16 protein-coding genes and 1 riboswitch are annotated in these 17,376 nt (G+C 36.8%); of the genes, 7 read left to right on the forward strand and 9 right to left on the reverse strand.

Going from position 1 to position 17,376, the window contains the following annotated elements; all coding sequences use genetic code 11:
• The first annotated feature begins 21 nt into the window (after positions 1–21).
• Together proB and SAY88_RS02250 are read left to right on the forward strand one after the other, a co-directional pair.
• Complete coding sequence (proB, locus tag SAY88_RS02245) at positions 22–1,161, forward strand: glutamate 5-kinase (protein WP_332628941.1); 1,140 nt, start codon at positions 22–24, stop codon at positions 1,159–1,161.
• 21 nt (positions 1,162–1,182) lie between these two features.
• Positions 1,183–2,448 carry a glutamate-5-semialdehyde dehydrogenase gene (locus SAY88_RS02250; RefSeq protein WP_332628943.1) on the forward strand — a complete coding sequence of 422 codons (1,266 nt, stop codon included), beginning with the start codon at positions 1,183–1,185 and terminating at the stop codon, positions 2,446–2,448.
• 100 nt (positions 2,449–2,548) lie between these two features.
• Here the strand turns inward: SAY88_RS02250 and SAY88_RS02255 are convergent, their stop codons facing one another.
• Positions 2,549–3,604: a DUF3900 domain-containing protein gene (locus SAY88_RS02255; protein WP_332628944.1), complete on the reverse strand. Its 1,056-nt coding sequence runs from the start codon at positions 3,602–3,604 to the stop codon at positions 2,549–2,551.
• A 284-nt stretch (positions 3,605–3,888) separates the two neighbouring features.
• On the opposite strand from SAY88_RS02255, the gene SAY88_RS02260 reads away from it, so the two are divergent.
• Positions 3,889–4,449 carry a hypothetical protein gene (locus SAY88_RS02260; RefSeq protein WP_332628946.1) on the forward strand — a complete coding sequence of 187 codons (561 nt, stop codon included), beginning with the start codon at positions 3,889–3,891 and terminating at the stop codon, positions 4,447–4,449.
• A 91-nt stretch (positions 4,450–4,540) separates the two neighbouring features.
• On the opposite strand, the gene SAY88_RS02265 is transcribed toward SAY88_RS02260, so the two are convergent.
• From SAY88_RS02265 to SAY88_RS02280, 4 genes are all read right to left on the reverse strand, one after another.
• Entirely contained in the window at positions 4,541–5,566 is a 1,026-nt protein-coding gene (locus SAY88_RS02265; RefSeq protein WP_332628949.1) for an ion channel, read from the reverse strand.
• Between the two features lie 231 nt (positions 5,567–5,797).
• On the reverse strand, positions 5,798–7,135 hold the full coding sequence (locus SAY88_RS02270; RefSeq protein WP_332628951.1) for a TrkH family potassium uptake protein: 1,338 nt from the start codon (positions 7,133–7,135) through the stop codon (positions 5,798–5,800).
• Position 7,136: 1 nt separating this feature from the next.
• Positions 7,137–7,799, reverse strand: a complete 663-nt coding sequence (locus SAY88_RS02275; RefSeq protein ID WP_332628953.1) for a potassium channel family protein — start codon at positions 7,797–7,799, stop codon at positions 7,137–7,139.
• A gap of 63 nt (positions 7,800–7,862) precedes the next feature.
• Positions 7,863–8,008, reverse strand: a riboswitch (cyclic di-AMP (ydaO/yuaA leader).
• 103 nt (positions 8,009–8,111) lie between these two features.
• The gene (locus SAY88_RS02280) at positions 8,112–9,344 is read right to left on the reverse strand and encodes an alanyl-tRNA editing protein (RefSeq protein WP_332628955.1); all 1,233 of its coding nucleotides are present in this window, start codon (positions 9,342–9,344) and stop codon (positions 8,112–8,114) included.
• A 54-nt stretch (positions 9,345–9,398) separates the two neighbouring features.
• Here SAY88_RS02280 and SAY88_RS02285 point away from each other — a divergent pair, with 54 nt between their 5' ends.
• Complete coding sequence (locus SAY88_RS02285) at positions 9,399–9,830, forward strand: CBS domain-containing protein (protein WP_250098266.1); 432 nt, start codon at positions 9,399–9,401, stop codon at positions 9,828–9,830.
• Between the two features lie 110 nt (positions 9,831–9,940).
• Here SAY88_RS02285 and SAY88_RS02290 read toward each other — a convergent pair whose 3' ends face one another.
• Together SAY88_RS02290 and SAY88_RS02295 are read right to left on the reverse strand one after the other, a co-directional pair.
• A complete protein-coding gene (locus SAY88_RS02290; protein WP_250098265.1) occupies positions 9,941–10,141 on the reverse strand; it encodes an alpha/beta-type small acid-soluble spore protein in 201 nt (66 codons plus the stop codon).
• 159 nt (positions 10,142–10,300) lie between these two features.
• A complete protein-coding gene (locus SAY88_RS02295) occupies positions 10,301–10,447 on the reverse strand; it encodes a hypothetical protein (RefSeq protein WP_332628958.1) in 147 nt (48 codons plus the stop codon).
• A gap of 161 nt (positions 10,448–10,608) precedes the next feature.
• Between SAY88_RS02295 and SAY88_RS02300 the strand changes: the two genes are divergently transcribed.
• Positions 10,609–11,013 (forward strand): DUF4395 domain-containing protein, encoded by a 405-nt coding sequence (locus SAY88_RS02300; protein ID WP_332628960.1) that lies wholly within the window; start codon positions 10,609–10,611, stop codon positions 11,011–11,013.
• A 138-nt stretch (positions 11,014–11,151) separates the two neighbouring features.
• Entirely contained in the window at positions 11,152–12,387 is a 1,236-nt protein-coding gene (locus tag SAY88_RS02305; protein ID WP_332628962.1) for an MFS transporter, read from the forward strand.
• A gap of 58 nt (positions 12,388–12,445) precedes the next feature.
• Here SAY88_RS02305 and SAY88_RS02310 read toward each other — a convergent pair whose 3' ends face one another.
• Both SAY88_RS02310 and zwf read right to left on the reverse strand, forming a co-directional pair.
• A complete protein-coding gene (locus tag SAY88_RS02310; protein ID WP_332628963.1) occupies positions 12,446–13,312 on the reverse strand; it encodes a 5'-3' exonuclease in 867 nt (288 codons plus the stop codon).
• A gap of 214 nt (positions 13,313–13,526) precedes the next feature.
• Positions 13,527–15,011, reverse strand: coding sequence for a glucose-6-phosphate dehydrogenase (gene zwf, locus SAY88_RS02315; RefSeq protein WP_332628964.1), 1,485 nt, complete (start codon positions 15,009–15,011; stop codon positions 13,527–13,529).
• 906 nt (positions 15,012–15,917) lie between these two features.
• Here zwf and SAY88_RS02320 point away from each other — a divergent pair.
• On the forward strand, positions 15,918–17,345 hold the full coding sequence (locus SAY88_RS02320; RefSeq protein ID WP_332628966.1) for an LVIVD repeat-containing protein: 1,428 nt from the start codon (positions 15,918–15,920) through the stop codon (positions 17,343–17,345).
• Positions 17,346–17,376 lie beyond the last annotated feature (31 nt).

Below are 17,376 nucleotides of genomic sequence, written 5' to 3' on the forward strand. Positions count from 1 at the left end.
AAAAAATAGAGGTGATTCCAATTGGGAGAAGGTCAACAAAAGAAACGGATTGTTGTCAAAATTGGCAGTAGTTCATTAACGAGTCGAAACGGTGAAATTAGTATAAGAAAATTAGTCCGCTTAGTGGATGAAATTGCGCTTATTTTAGATGATGGGCATGAACTTGTTTTGGTATCTTCAGGGGCTGTTGCGGCGGGATATCGAAAACTTGGCTTTATAGAACGCCCTCATAACTTGGCTGAAAAACAGGCTGCAGCTTCCATCGGACAATGCCTTTTGATGGAAGCATATTCAGAGAGATTTGGATCTCATGGATATGTAGCTTCACAAATATTAATTACTCGAAGTGATTTTTTAGATCAAAAACGGTATATGAATGCCCGAAACACGATACAAGTCCTTTTAGAACGAGGAGCTGTTCCAATTGTTAACGAGAACGATACTATTACCATTAAGCAATTAAAATTTGGCGATAACGACACCTTATCAGCTAAGGTCGCAGGTTTGGTTGAAGCAGATCAACTCGTTATTTTATCAGATATTGATGGGCTATATAACGACAACCCTAGAACAAACCCTAACGCTAAGCTTATAGAGGTAGTTCAAGAAATTACTCCAGAGATTGAAGCTGCGGCAGGTGATTCAGATAGTGAAGTTGGAACAGGAGGAATGGGTTCTAAAATTGAAGCCGTAAAAATCTCACTAGCTGCAGGAATTGAAACATTTATTGGAGATGCGAATAAACCAAATATTTTATTGGATGCTGTGAACCATAGAGCAAAAGGGACCTATTTTAAACCGAATGCAGAGCAAGATGATCTAGATGTAAGACAGCATTGGATCGCGTTTAATTCAGGTACAAAAGGCGAAGTCATTATTGATGAAGGAGCACGTATCGCTATTACAGAAGAGCAAAGTCACTTACTTCCACAAGGAGTTCGGGAAGTGAATGGAACGTTTGATTGTGGTGATGTTGTTGTTATACGTCATATGAATGGAGACGAAGTCGGGCGTGGTGTCATTAATTACTCTGCTGAGCAGCTAAGGGAAATCAAAAGACTCAAACTAAAAGAAATTCCAGACCATATAAAAGTAACAAAAAGTGAAGCCATTAGTCAAAATGACTTCGTTTGCTATACAAATATAACTACACCAAACTAACAATTAAAGGAGAGAATCTGCTTGAGTACAATAGCTAGTAGTCAAATAAATGTGAAAGAGCAAGCAAAGAAGGCCCAAATAGCTGGCAAGGCATTAAGTATTTTGTCTACAAACGATAAAAATGAAGCTTTACTTATCATTGCGGATGAATTAGAAAAGAATTACTCATTTTTATTAAATGAGAATCAAAAGGACCTTGATAAAGGAAAAGAAAAAAACTTCGATCGTGCCTTTATGGACCGTCTCCTTCTAACGAAAGAACGTGTAAATGACTTTGCCAATGGTCTAAGAGAGGTTGTTAAATTGAAAGACCCTACAGGTGAAATTGTTTCTGAATGGACATTGGAAAATGGACTGAAAGTAAAAAATGTGCGTGTTCCTCTCGGAGTAATAGGAATGATTTATGAAGCTAGACCGAACGTAACGGTCGATGCGACGGGACTTGCATTAAAATCAGGAAACGCGATCATCTTAAAAGGCGGTTCTTCTGCTTTGTCTTCAAATAAAGCAATCGTTTCTGTCATTCATGAAGCTCTCAATAAAACAAAAATACCAGTAGACGCAGTTCAATTTATCGCTAGTACAGATAGAAAAGCGACTGAACAACTGTTTACCTTAAAACAATATATCGATGTTCTCATCCCTAGAGGTGGTGGTTCATTAATTGAAACCGTCGTAACAAAAGCAACCATTCCTGTCCTTGAGACCGGTGTTGGTAACGTCCATATTTATGTAGACAAAGAAGCTGATGTAGAAAAAGCGTTAAAAATTATTATTAATGCTAAGACTGATCGACCTGCTGTTTGTAATGCCTTAGAAACAGTACTTATTCAAAAAGATTGGTTTATGAATCATAAGGATTTGCTGATTTCTAAGCTCAACGAATATAACATAAGCGTACATGGTGATAAGGAAGCTGTGAAAATGATCCCTGGCTCTGTTGAGGCTGTTGAAAAAGATTGGGCTGAGGAATATTTAAGTTTAGATCTTGCCGTTAAACTTGTTAATGACATTCAAGAGGCTATTACCCATATAGAAAAATATGGAACGAAACATTCTGAGGCGATTATTACAGAAAACCAAAACATTGCAGATCAATTTTTACAGGAGGTTGATGCTGCTGCCGTTTATCATAATGCCTCAACACGATTTACGGATGGGAGTGCTTTAGGTTACGGAGCAGAAATTGGAATTTCGACCCAAAAATTGCATGCTCGTGGACCAATGGGGCTGCCAGCATTAACAACAACAAAATTACAAATTTCAGGAAATGGACAAATTAGGTAGTTTTCAGGGTAAACCCTTAAAGCTATAATATTATCCTCACTAAATAAGAAATGGATGGAGAAACCATCATCCATTTCTTATTTAGGCAATACCCCTTCACCTACCTCCCAATCTTCTTCAGCACCTCATCCAAAGGTTCAGGCTTCAAAAACTCCACCGGTGAAACCCCCTTCTCAAACGTAAACGCATCTCCTTCAATCACAATCACATACCGCCCATTCACCTTCGCAATATGAAGTGATTCCCCAAAATCTGATAGCATCGCCTTCACATCAATATGGTCAAGCTTCAGCTTTAACGGAATTTCCGGTTGATGCTCAATGATTGGTGCAGATGCTTCTACAACTTGCTCCGGTGTCCACTTTTCCTGCATTTCACGAACTGGAGTATTCGACCAAGCTTCAATGTATTCTTCCTCTTGCTGACGCTCAGGACTTTCCTCCCGATACGTTTCAGCAATATGTTGCTGTGCCATTTGCACAACCTGTGTTTTGACAATCTCTGGTAACGATTGATGGTACTCAACAAACTTTAAAAAGTCTTCAAAGTATCGTGCATGTGAGGATTGATGAATTTTCAACTCCCACTCCTCAAGCATGCCTTCTTCAGGCATATAAGGATATTGGATAGATTTCATATTTTTGGTTGTAATCGCTCGTTCAACATTTCGAATCATCGTTTTTTCATCTGTAATGGTTGCTACTTTTTGTTCAAAGTCACATTTTAGAACAAAGACAAATGGTTCATCAAAGTATTTATTAAATTTAGCTCGGAGAACAAGTAATGCTCCTCCCCTTATCGCACTTGTATCCATATAAGCTTGAACCAACTCTTCACTACTATTCTTAAAATCATCTATTGAACCTGCTGAACGAATTCTATGAAACATATTATAATTGGGATTTGTCTCCAAATCATATCCTGGTTCCACAATAAACCGACCGATTTTCGTTGGAACTGAATCTGACTTTGGGTTCCGTTCTACCTTCCGCTTTGCAACTTTCATTAATTCGCCATCAAGAAAATCTTTTAACGCACTATCTATGTACATCACTTCATCTAAAGTTTGGTAATGTTTAAAACGCTTATCTGCTTGCTCTCCTTGTCCGTCGACTTGAACGACAAAGAATGCTAAATAATTAATCGTAAAATCCATAAGATCACCTAGTTCCTCATATTAAGCACTATAAAATTAACGTACAAATTATATCATTGTTTTTTGGTAATGTCTTTTATTCGAGTGTAGGTAAACGACCTCTTTCACATTAAGTTGGGCTCCTGCATAGGATGGTATCGTTTCTTCTACAATCCGCACAAAGGAGATTAGAACAATGGAATTAACATTTGCACACTGGTTATATTTAGCCGGAACATGCTTATGCTATTCTAGCCATTGCAGACGGAGCAGGCGCTTCAATAATTGGTGGTATTGCGCTTCTATTGTTAATCTCTATATCTCTATTCCGTGATTATCGAAGATCGTTAAAAGAAGTCAGTGATCATATCGTCAAGGGGTTCGTTTTTGCCTTTAAAGTCATGGGGTTAGTCATTCCAATAGCAGGCTTTTTCTTTATGGGAAGTGGAGAGTTTTCTGCAAGTATTTTAGGAGTAAATGATCCTGATCATGCACCTGCCTTTTTATTTGATTTAGTAGAGTCAAGTCAACACGCTATCCCAGATAATGCTTTTATTACCGGTTTTGGAATCCTTATACTTGGAATGATTTCTGGTCTAGACGGATCCGGATTCTCTGGTCTGCCGTTAATCGGTTCCCTCTCTGATGCCTTTGCGACTTCCGCGGGAGTTGACCCTGCCACTTTGGCAGCTATTGGTCAAATCGGAGCTATTTGGGTTGGCGGCGGGACATTGGTTGCATGGTCACCTATTATTGCCATTGCCGGAGTTGCCAAAATATCAGTTTTAGATCTCGTTCGAAAAAGTTTCATACCCGTAATCATTGATTTAACAATTACAACGATTTTTGGATTGCTATTCTTATAGTTCTGTCAAAAAAGGGGTTACCCAAAAGGTGTTTGACTTTGAAGTGACCCCCTAATCTCTTTAAGGCTTTTTAAAACAGTTGTTCATGGACTCAAGATGTAGCCATTTTCTCATACGCTTCTTTGCTACAAATGACATACAGTTCCGCTTCATTTGGTATCGGTTCCTCTAATTTTGTCACCAAATTAAAATCATTTCGGTCAGATATAAGTGTAGCCCCGAGTTGCTTTAATTCTTCAAATGCATCATTATATGTTTGCCAAGCTGGCTGCTTTTTTATTTTCCTAATATCAACCCCACTTTTTCTACTTAGTAATTTCATAATTAATTTACTTGAACCTTTATCAATGGCTGATTTGGCCATTAAATCAGAAAGTGCCTCATCTGCAATGACAAATTCATCGACATTCGCATGCTTAAAATTGGAGATATGTTTCTCCTTAAGAATTTCAACAATTGTATAGATTTCCTGTTTCATTTCAACTGCATAGCCTTCAATCGCAGACACAGTTAGCAAAGATTGGCCATCAGCTGCTGTGGGATTAAATTCATTGTCCTGTGTGAAAATCAATACAGCTTTTGCCTGTAATATATTCGCTTTTTCTAATGTTTCTTTATCGGTTGGGTCTCCTTGAATATAACTCATTTTCTCATGTTCAAAAGGAGTCTTTGCCCTTGAATCTATTACTAAAATCTTTGCGTTATCATCTATCTCTAGAATTTCATTCATTGTATGATTAGCTTTACTTGACCACCCTACGATCACATAGTGACCTTGTCCTTTGTAACTCAATCTCCCTTCCTCCTTTAGCTTTCTGTATATCCCAAATCCTTCTACGATCTTCCCAATGACAATACCAATTAATCCAATACCGACAAAATAGAGAAATAACCCAAACAGACGACCTAATGTCGTCTCGGGCACGAAATCACCATAGCCTGTTGTTGTAACAGTTGTCATTACATACCAAAACCCAATAAAAGGGTTCGGAAACATTTCAGGCTCTAACCAATGAATAAAAAAGGCACTACATATTAAAAAAATGAACGTAAGCAATAGCAAAATTAACTTTTTTATTTTCACTGTGATTCTCATAATTTCAAAAATAAACAGCATATTTACCCCTCCTTCTTCTAACTTCAATTATTGTTCCCATTATTTCCACATTTAAAGAGGCTGTCTAAAAGGTCCGTTCTTTGACCTTTTAGACAGCCTCTAAGCAATGAGCTATGCAGTCACAATCTTATGAAGCCTGTTTTGAGTAGTTTTTTCATAAGAGGCGCACGACGAGTCTGCCATTGCAAACCTTTCAAAAGGGGTTGTTCTTGGTTTTTATACAGTCTCTTTTTATCCTGTGAATACTTCGCCATCTGCATAACGTACGTTCGATTTTTGCGTTCTTGCTAAAGAAAATGCTAGTGTTAATGGGCCAATTCTACCTATAAACATCAAAACAATAATGATTTCTTTTCCAATAGGTGTTAAATCTCCCGTTAAACCCATTGATAATCCTACCGTCCCGAAGGCTGAAAATGCCTCAAAAACTATCATAATAAATGGGACACTCTCTGTTATTGATAATGCTAGTATCGATAAAAAAACCGCCAATAAACTAATCACAACAATCGCTAACGATCGAATAATAATCTGATTTCGAATCGTGCGCTCGAAAATAACAGTCTCATTTCTTCCTCTTAAAAAAGTCCACACTGCCATAATGATTATAATAAATGTCGTCAGCTTAATTCCACTTCCTGTTGATGCACTTCCAGCACCAATAAACATTAATAAAAGCATAAATACAATCGAACCTTGCTCCATACTAGCGATATCTAGCGAATTAAATCCTGCAGTACGAGGTGTGACAGCTTGAAAATAAGCTGCCCATACCTTTTCATCTAAAGCTAATGATCCTAAAGTATGTGGATTCGCATATTCAACGGTAAAAATAAATAGCATGGCTACTGTATTGATCACGAACGTACCAACAAGCATAAGTTTTGAATGTAACGAAAGATGGTGAAATTCCTTTGTATGCCATAGGTCAGACAACACTGTAAATCCAATCCCACCAGTAATAAAGAGTAATGTAATTACAATATTAATAACAGGATCACCAACGTACCCCATTAAGCTATCGGCCCATAAAGAAAAACCAGCATTATTAAAGGCGGATATAGAATGGAAAATACTCGAGTAAATGCCATGAGCCCACCCATATTCCGGTACCCACCGAATTGATAATAACAATACTGCGATAGCTTCAATGAGAAGGGTGAATATGAGTAAGATTTTCACTAATCGAATAACTCCGCCAATGGACGTCTGATTAAAGGCTTCTTGAACGATTAGTCTCTCCCTTAATCCGATCTTCTTTCCCAGAATAAGTACAATTAAAACTGCAAATGTCATTAACCCTAGACCGCCAATTTGAATGAGGATCATAATTATAAATTGACCATAAATCGTGAAAGCAGACCCTGTGTCAAGAACAACGAGCCCCGTTACTGTTGTTGCTGACGTAGCTGTAAACAAAGCATCAATCCAAGAAATGCCCTCTACAGTCGAAATTGGTAATTTTAATAGTACCGTTCCTATTACAATTGCAACGAGAAAGCTTAACGCTAAAATTTGAGGTGGTGACATTTGAAAAGTACGGTGTAACATCTCCTTTTTGAAAAACATATTACATTCCTTCGTCTTCAAAACGTTTCAGGTCATTTTTATGACCAATAACTACTAACATATCACCTTCATAAATGACCTCATCTGGCAATGGAGAAACATTAATGTTTTCTTTTCGTTTTATGGCTAAAATTGTGCAACCGTACCTTGCTCGAACATTCAAATCAATTAATGATTTATTGTGATTTTTCCTAGTCGCTAACAATTCGACAATACTATATTCCTCTGATAATTCAATATAGTCTACGATCTTTTCAGAATTCAAATGTTGGGCAATCCTAATTCCCATATCATGCTCTGGATGAATAATGCGATCTGCCCCTATTTTTTCTAGCACTTTATGGTGATAAGCATTTTGAGCTTTCACCCACACATTTTTAACATCCATTTCTTTTAATAGAAGGGTTGTCAAAATACTTGTTTGTATGTCATCTCCAATTGCAACAATTACATATTCAAAGTTTCTTATACCTAGAGATTTTAAAGCTTTTTCATCTGTTGAATTGGCAATAACTGCATGAGTTGCAAACGTTGCAAATTCATTCACTTTGTGATCTCGATTATCAATAGCTAAAACTTGATGTCCCATTTTGTATAACTCTTTACAAATACTTCCACCAAATCGTCCCAAGCCAATTACAGCAAATTGTTTTTTTACTGCCATTTTCCCCCACTCCCTGTTTAGTGCATAAAAAAAGACCATCACAAAGAATGGTCGATAGACCCTTCTCTCTTTTCAAAACGCTGACGAAGTTAGCTGTCGGATTAGGGATTGAGAGTACCCCTTCTTACATACGTAAGATTCACCCCAAGACGGTTGTATCCGTCAATTTTGGTTCCCCCGCTCTTTAAATGATTAAGCGATTAAAAGGCTCTTTTTAGTTGTTAGTGAAAATTTACTCCTCTTTTTTAGCTTTGTCAATGTTTTATTATTAATACGACTAACGGCAATTTATCATAGGGCTACGCCAAAAAGTCACACACGGCCAAGAATCTGCTCTAAAAATTCCGAAGATAAAGTCAAGGCACCTCCACCACCTTGAACAAGCGATTCACTTCCCCCGCTTTTTTCAGAAATAATAGGTAATGCAGCCAATACAGGCTCCTTACAGTTTAAAATTGATTCTTTCCCTTTAGCTGCGTTAACTTGTAAGCGATTCTCATTTTTTGAAACGAAGAACACAGTACATTTAGGAGCTTGACCAGTTATTATTTGAGCTAACTTCTGTAATTCTTTTATCGATCTATCTTCGTATGTACGCCCAATAACCAACTCGTCTGAACTAATTAATTCTTTCGCCTCATTAGAAAGCAATTCTTCCTTGAGCTTTTCGAGTGATTTTTCCAATTCTTTTTCTTTGACCAGTCTTTGCTTTATAACATGCACAAGATCTAGTTCTGGTGCACTCATTAATTCAATTAATGCAAGTAAGACAGATTGTTTTTTATCAAACTGATTTAACACACGGTTTCCGCAAACGAACTGTATTCGTATGTTTTTCTTTTGCCTTTCCCAATTTAGTACTTTAATCGCTCGAACTTCTCCAGTTGATTTAGGATGCGTTCCATTACAGGCGTTATAATCAAAATCCGGTATTATGACAAGGCGAATATCTTTTGTTACAGATGGTGTTTTTCTTAATTGATAATGTTTCAGTTCATTATTGTCCACCCATTTTGTTTCAATCGGCCGATTTTCAAGTATTATGTTGTTTGCTAATTGAACAGCTTCTTTTACTTGAGCTTCTGACAAATCCGGGGTATGCAGGTCAATCGTTGATACTTCTTTTCCTAAATGAAAACTGACCATTTCTAGATTAAATAGGTCTGCAAATGATGCTGATAAGAGATGTTGACCAGCATGTTGCTGCATATGGTCAAATCGCCTTTCCCAATCAATGCTCCCATGTACAAGGTCATCACTATCAATAGGCTTGGATACGTAATGACGGATTTCACCGTCTACCTCTTCAACTCCTATTACAGGCTCCTTTTCAAGTTCCCCTGTATCATGAGGCTGACCTCCTCCTGTTGGGTAAAAAACTGTCTCATTTAAAACGATGTACCATTTTCCCTCATTATCGAGTTCCTGTTTGATTACTTTAGCTTGAAATTGTTTTAAATAGGCATCTAAATAATAATTTATGCATCTACAATATACTCTCCTTACGCAAAATCTCCCAATACTGTTATCATACCATTTCATCATGCATGCATAAATAACTCATCTTAACAGATACTTCTCTTGAAAGGAGTGTTTATAATGGCACAAAACTTAAATGAAATCATGTCAACAGATGTAATCACGATCGAAGCTTCTCAGTCTATTCAAGAAGCCGCCTCAATGATGAAGTCAAAGGATATCGGTTCGATCCCTGTTGTGAAAAATGGTGAACTAGTAGGGATTATTACAGACAGAGATATAACGATTCGTGCTACAGCAGATGGAGACGATACACACGCTTCTGTTGAGGAATGCATGTCAACAAATTTAACTGTAGCATCTCCAACAACCGATCCTCACGAAGCCGCAAACATGATGGCAGAGCACCAAATTCGTCGATTGCCAGTTGTAGAAAACGGAAAAATTGTTGGGATGGTAGCGATTGGAGATTTGGCTACTCAAAACATTTATGAAAATGAAGCCGGAGAAGCACTTTCTGAGATCTCAGAAAAAGATCACGGCCTATCGTAAAAAGGAAGAGGGCACAAAAGCCCTCTTTTTTTGTTTCTAACATTCTCAACATGTGACCTACTAAAAAAGCAGCTTAAACAAAATGTTTAAGCTGCATGCCATCTATTGTATTATTTTTGATAACCACCAAACTGTTGTTCAGCTTGTTGGACAAGTCGCTTAGTGATCTCGCCACCAACCGACCCATTTGAACGTGAGGTTGAATCCGAGCCAAGTTGAACACCAAACTCTTGTGCAATCTCGTATTTCATTTGATCTAAAGCTTGTTCTACTCCTGGTACGACAAGCTTATTGCTGCTGTTGTTTGCCATTTCATATCACCTCGCTTTTTTCTTTGTACTAACTATCGTGTGTAATCCAGTTTTCCTTATGTATTTTCCTAGCTGGTAATGTTTTCATTTCATTAAAGAAGACCCTAGTTATTTACTAGGATCTTCTTTCGTACTATGTGTAAAACCAAAACAGCTATGTTATTTATTGTTCTTACGATTCTTACGGTTGTTACGGTTGTTTAATTCTTGTGCATCATTTTCTTCTGCAAATTCAACATTTGCATTTTCTACTTCAACATTGTTGTTATTATTATTTGTGTTTTTGTTTTTGTTACGCTTTGCCATTGGTATCACCTCCTTAACCAAGTATATTATTACCTTACGTCGAAAAAAGCATTCCAACAATTAATGTCTTTTTTTAGAACATTTCCTATCATTCGTAATCCAAATACATGCACATCTGAAATCAGCGTTATATAATATACATAAATAAGGAGGTTGTTTTAATGGGAATTCCAAAACCACTCGTGCAAGCAAATCAAGCGTTTATCGTCATTACTGTCCTTTTGAGCTTGCTGCTTTCTAAATGGATATTACTTATTCCATTTATCATTGGAGTTATTACACTTGTAACGAAGCATAATATAATTATGATAGTAGGCAGAAAGTTTTTAAAGAAGCCAAAAGATAAGTACATTCTCGAAGATCCTGATCAACAAATTTTCAATCAATGGATCGCAACTATTTGTCTAGGTTTATCTTTGTTGTTTTTCAATGTAGGATTTGTAGCTCTTGGTTATGTATTTAGCATTATGGTCCTGTTAGCAGCAGGCATTGCTATACTTGGATTTTGTATCGGCTGCACCATTCGCTACCGTTACATGATGTGGAAGCACAAGCGAATCAATTAAACAAAAGAGGGTATTGAAAAAAGGAAGACCACCTTTTTCAATACCCTCTTTAATTTTACATGATTTAAAGTTCTAACTAAGAAGTAACATGATATAATTTATGTAAATATTTAGTGTATAGAAAGAAGGACGAACAGAATGCAAGCTCAACAAAAACAAATCGATACTCAAGTCCCTGAACAAAAAACAGCATATCGTATTTTACTCATTATTGGATTTGTCCATCTCTTAAACGACACGATTCAATCTCTCGTTCCTGCAATGTTTCCTATTTTGCAACAATCGATGGGATTGACTTTTACACAGCTTGGGCTAATTGCCTTTTCGCTAAACCTCACATCATCACTTATCCAACCAGTTGTCGGGACATTTACGGATAGAAAGCCATCTCCTTACGCTTTACCCATTGGCCTTTGTTTTACTTTTATAGGTGTGCTTGGAATTGCTTTTGCTCCTTCGTTTTTATTTGTTGTCCTTTCAGTCATTTTTATTGGACTCGGTTCAGCAACCTTTCACCCTGAAGGTTCTCGTGTTGCTTATATGGCAGCGGGCAGCAGGCGCGGCCTTGCTCAATCAATTTATCAAGTTGGTGGAAATGCAGGTCAAGCACTTGCACCTTTAATTACAGCTCTTATTCTAGTGCCTTTAGGGCAATTTGGCTCAATCTGGTTTACAATTTTAGCCGCTATAGCTATTGGTCTTCTTTTTTATATTGCACGATGGTATTCCGTTCAAATTAATTCGAACACAATATTTACCGCACCGAAAAAACCGAAAAACAAAGCAGAGAATACTAGTAAAAAGAAGAAAACAATTTTTATGGCCATTTGTTTGCTTGTTTTCTTAGTCTTCGCCCGTTCGTGGTTTCATGCTGGTATGACAAACTTTTATGCTTTTTATTTGATTGAACAATATAAAATGTCAATTGGGCAAGCACAAGTTTACTTATTTATCTTTTTAGCTTTCGGTGCAATAGGAACATTTGCTGGCGGACCTTTGGCAGATCGCTTTGGAAAGCGCAATATCATCATGCTGTCAATGCTCGGTTCAGCTCCGCTTACCCTGTTACTTCCACATGTTGGAACTATTGTTATATATCCATTAATTGCTATTATTGGATTTATTATCTTATCCAGCTTCTCTGTATCTGTCGTTTATGCGCAAGAACTAGTCCCAGGTAGGATTGGAATGGTATCTGGACTGATTGTCGGCCTTGCGTTTGGGATGGGGGCTCTAGGTTCTGTCGGCCTTGGGCTTATGGCCGATGTGATCGGTTTAACAAACACGATATTGTTTACAGTAACCCTTCCATTAATCGGTATTTTAACTTTCTTTTTACCTTCTGATAAATGGATTGAGGAAAACAATTCATGAAAAAATTAGAGCTTGAACAAATCCTTAAGGTTTGTTCAAGCTCTTTTTGAAGAAATGCTTATTGTAAGATTTGGTCTAAGTTTTTAAGCTCTAACTCTTCAAATTTCTTTAACATTTTATCTTTATTAATGTTAAAGATGGACTCTTCAAGCGTACATTGAATATCTACCTCACAATGAATCGTTGCGAGTTTTCTACACAAATGCAGCATCTCAATTTCTTCTTCTATTTTTTTCCGCTGGGCTTTTGTAAGCAATTCAATATTTTCTAAAATGCCTTCAATTGAATCATGAGATTGCAGTAACCGTAATGCCGTTTTTTCACCAATCCCTTTTACACCAGGATAATTATCACTACTATCACCCATTAATGCTTTTAGATCAATCATTTGTGCGGCATGTATCCCTTTTTCGGCATGAAATCTTTCTTCATTAAACACATCATAATTTCCGTATCCTTTTTTTAAGAGAATAACAGACACATTTTCATCTAACAATTGTAAAATGTCTTGATCGCCAGTTAAGATTGCCACCTCTGAATGTTGACCCATCTTCTTTGCCAATGTTCCAATACAGTCATCAGCTTCAAACCCTTCCAAGCCGATATTTGGAATGTCTAGATCCCGGACAACTTCCTTCACTAAATCAAATTGAGGAATCAACTCTACTGGTGGTTCTCCTCTGTTTGCTTTATATTCTGGATATAACTCAGTTCTATATGTCTTGCTTCCCATATCCCAGCAACAAATGACATGCGTCGGCTGGTGTTCATTTATAGCTGTAAATAAATGTTTCACAAATCCATGAATAGCATTAGTTGGAACACCTTTGCTATTTACCATAAAATACCCGCTCATTGCCGTCGCATAAAATGAACGAAACAATAATGCCATTCCATCTACGAGTAAAATCTTCTTTTTATCCATATGCAAATCTCCTTAGTTAAACAACATAAAAGGGGTTATGCCAAAAGGTCTGATTTTGACCTTTTGGCATAACCCAAAAGCAAGAGCGGGCACACTACAGCCTTGAGAGGAGTGAGTTTCTCCTCTTAAGGTACGTAGCGAACGCCGCCATTGCAACCTCTGTTACAGTCTTTTTTGAGACAAAGCCTTTTCCATTATTATACCCGTTTTAGGCTTAACTTCTAGTTGTAATAGGCCACCAATGGAATCCATCATCTGCAAGTAATTTATCTGCTTGCTTAGGACCCATAGAACCAGCCTCATAAGTAGCTACTTCGATGTCCCTGCTTTCCCACGCTTTAGAAATGGTATCAATAAATGTCCAAGATAAATCCACTTCATCCCAATGAGCAAAGTTCGTCGCATCTCCTAAAATACAATCATAAATTAAACGTTCATATGCTTCAGGCGTATTAGATGTATCAACACAATCATGGCAATAGTCAAGTTGAACTGGTGTTGTTTCACCTGAGGTCCCAACTTTTTTTCCATTAAGCTGTAAAGTAATTCCTTCATCTGGCTGAATGGAAATTTCCAATAAATTAGAATATCTTTGCGAGTCTTCATTATAATATAGATTCATAGGTCTGTCTTTAAATTGAATCACAATCTTAGTTGATTTCTGAGTCATTCGTTTTCCTGTTCGGATATAGAATGGAACTCCTGCCCAGCGATGATTATCTATCAAAATTTTACCAGCAACATATGTCTCAGTAATTGAATTAGGATCTACATTTTTTTCTTCTCTATACCCTTTAACTTCCTCCCCTTGGATTACACCTGCTTCGTATTGACCTCTTACGAAATAGTTTGGTGTTTCCTCAATAGAGAAATTTCTTAGCGCACGGAGAACTTTAATTTTCTCACTTCTAATTTCGTCTGTTGTTAGACGAATAGGCGGATCCATAGCAAGCAATGAAACCATTTGAAGCATATGATTTTGTACCATATCACGAAGGGCTCCAGATGTCTCATAATATCCACCGCGATCTTCGACACCTAATGTTTCACTTGACGTAATCTGAATGTTGGATATGTATTGATTGTTCCATAATGGTTCAAAGATCGCATTAGCGAATCGGATAACCTCAATATTTTGCACCATATCTTTTCCTAAATAGTGATCAATACGGTAAATCTCATCTTCTGAAAAAGCTTGGCGTATCTCGTTGTTTAACTTTTCAGCAGATGGAAGGTCCCTACCAAATGGCTTCTCAATAATAAGCCTTGTCCAGCCACTTGTTTCCGTTACTTTTTCCGATTTCAGATTTGAAGCAATAGTTCCGAAATACTCTGGCGACATTGCCATATAGAAAATACGATTTCCAGGGATTTCGTATTCTTCATCGAATTGTTTCAACTTCGAATCTAATTCATGGTACGACTCTTTATTGGTCACATCAAAAGGAAGGTAGTAGAAATGGGAACAAAATCTTTGAACCAATTCAGCGTCCTCTCCTTGAGGTATTGAATTCGTAACATTCTCACGTAACGTTTCATCTGACCAATCTCTTCTTGCTACACCGATAACGGCAAAGTTTTCTGACAATTTTCCCGCTTTATATAATTTATAAATGGACGGAAATAATTTTCTTTTTGCTAAATCTCCTGTTACTCCAAAAATAACAAAAGCTGTTTTAGGGTTCTCTATGTTTTTCATTCGTCCAGCCTCTCTTTACGTAGTTCTCTCTTCTCCTATATAAAAAAGTAACGCAAACTTACTCATTAAGTCAACTTCCGAAACTCATTATCTTCATTTTTGCCATCAAAAAGATAAAATAACCGCATTAGATTTTTTATTAATTCTATTGATAATACGTTGTTTCGGAAAGAATAAACAGAAAAAAGCAACAATAATTTCTTTATTCTGATATTTTCTTGACTCAATATTTCATTTTTTTTGACTTTTTATAATATTATACGAAATGGTAAATCTAGTCCAGTTCAATTTTACAATTAGGTAAAAAAATATGTCGTTTTATTGAATTTATTAAAATGCTATTAAGTAAAATAATCCAATAAATCTCGAGAAACCATATTATTTTTATAACTCCTAAACTAATTTAACATTAAATAAAGACCTAATCCCCACCTGTGTGATTAGACCTAGAAAAATAGACTAAAAATGTAAAGTTAACCTTTTTTTAAGTCGATAGAATTGATCATACGACTCATTTTTAAAATTATCGACAAAAAATAATTTATCAAATCAATTTGATACAAGAACTATACCATTTGTATTAAATACACGACTTCAAAACAACTCAAAATTAAATTACTTAGCACTTCCTTTCGAGTTGCGAAATAGACAGCTTTAGGCACGGTGAGAACTATTTAACAAAAGGAAAAAATAATACTAATGGACTATTCTTATTTCAAAATTGTCAGTTCATTAGTGCTCCTAAATATTTAATTTATTCACATACCAATCTAATTTTTTAGGTCTTTTTTGGTAGATACATCCAAGAAAAAGTTATATCGAAATATCGATCGAGTGGTCAAATTACAATTATCTGTTTATAATCCGATTTGTGTGACACAAATGACAAAATTTGGAGGGGTTTATTTGGAAAAGAAAAAGCTACTACTTACTACTGCACTAGTTGGAACAATGGCATTTGGAGCAACTGTCCCCACTTCCCTTGCGCATGACGCACTCGGTTCAGATGTTAATAAAGGTGAAGAACGTCTTGTTTTCTCAAATGAAGATCTAAAGACGTTAGAAAGCAGCCTGTTAAAGGGAGAGAAAAATGTTGGAAATTTCCATGAAGCTGCTGCTGTACAAATACAAGAGTTAGATGGTGTTCAGAATAACACTGCTGATGTTTATGCACATAAAGGATATGCTTATTTAGGCACTCATACAGCAAATGGTGGAAATGGCGGAGTCCGCGTATTTGATTTAAAAGATCCAGAAAATCCAGTTGAAATTGCTGTTTTTGCTCACGATGTTCCATATACATGGCAAGAAAAGGTCATTGTCAAATCTGTGAGTACACCACACTTTAAAGGTGACCTTGCAGCTGTGAGTGTGCAACAAACATCTCGGAACAATTCGAGCAGACCAGATAGTGTTGGAGGTGTGCTTTTATACGATGTAACCGATCCAACTGATCCACAAAAGTTAGGCTTTTATGAATTAGATAGACGAATTACTGGGACGCATGAGCTGTATTTAACGACTCAAGGAAATCGCGCCATTGTATTGGCATCTAGTCCTTATGCTGATTATTATACACACGGAGAAAATGAAGATTTTCAAATTATCGATGTTTCTGACCCTTCAAACCCTGAAAAATTATGGGGATGGGACCCAAGAGAGCTAGAAGAAATATCAGAAAACTTTAACGGATATCACTGGGACGCACCTGATGGACATACAAGACCAGTCTTTAACCACAGTGTCATTACTGACAATAATGGGCACTATGCGTATGTATCTATGTGGGATTTAGGAACAGTGATCTTTGACATTAAAGATCCAGAAAATCCAGTCTACCTTGGAAGAACAGAGTATCGAGATGACCAAAAAGGTGCTGCTCACTCGGCTGCTTTAGCTAGGGGCGGCAACATATTAATTGAAACACGTGAAGTATCGAATCCGGTTGGGAATGGCTATGAAGATGCATATGGATATACACGTATCCTTGATATTAAAGATAAAACAAATCCTGTCCTTCTTAGTGAATTTACGACTGAGTTAACGTATGATATTCCTGAAACATCACAAGGCAGAACAACTTTTGCTAAAACTGTTCACGATCCAAAAGTGCACGGAAATACACTATACTTATCATATTATTCTGGTGGAGTAATTATGGTTGATATTACTGATCCTAATAATCCAACTGAAATCGGTCGCTATACGCCTGAATCTGCCAATGTTTGGGGAGTCTTTGTAGACCGTAACTATGTATTAGCATCCGATATGGGACAAGGATTAAAAGTATTAGCAAGAGGTAACAAAGTAGTTAACAACGGAAAGGGGCGCTAACTAGTATTGGATAGGGATGACTCTAACTGGT

It is taken from the genome of Halalkalibacter flavus (assembly GCF_036663575.1).
In the GTDB taxonomy this organism is placed as follows: domain Bacteria; phylum Bacillota; class Bacilli; order Bacillales; family Bacillaceae_D; genus Halalkalibacter; species Halalkalibacter flavus.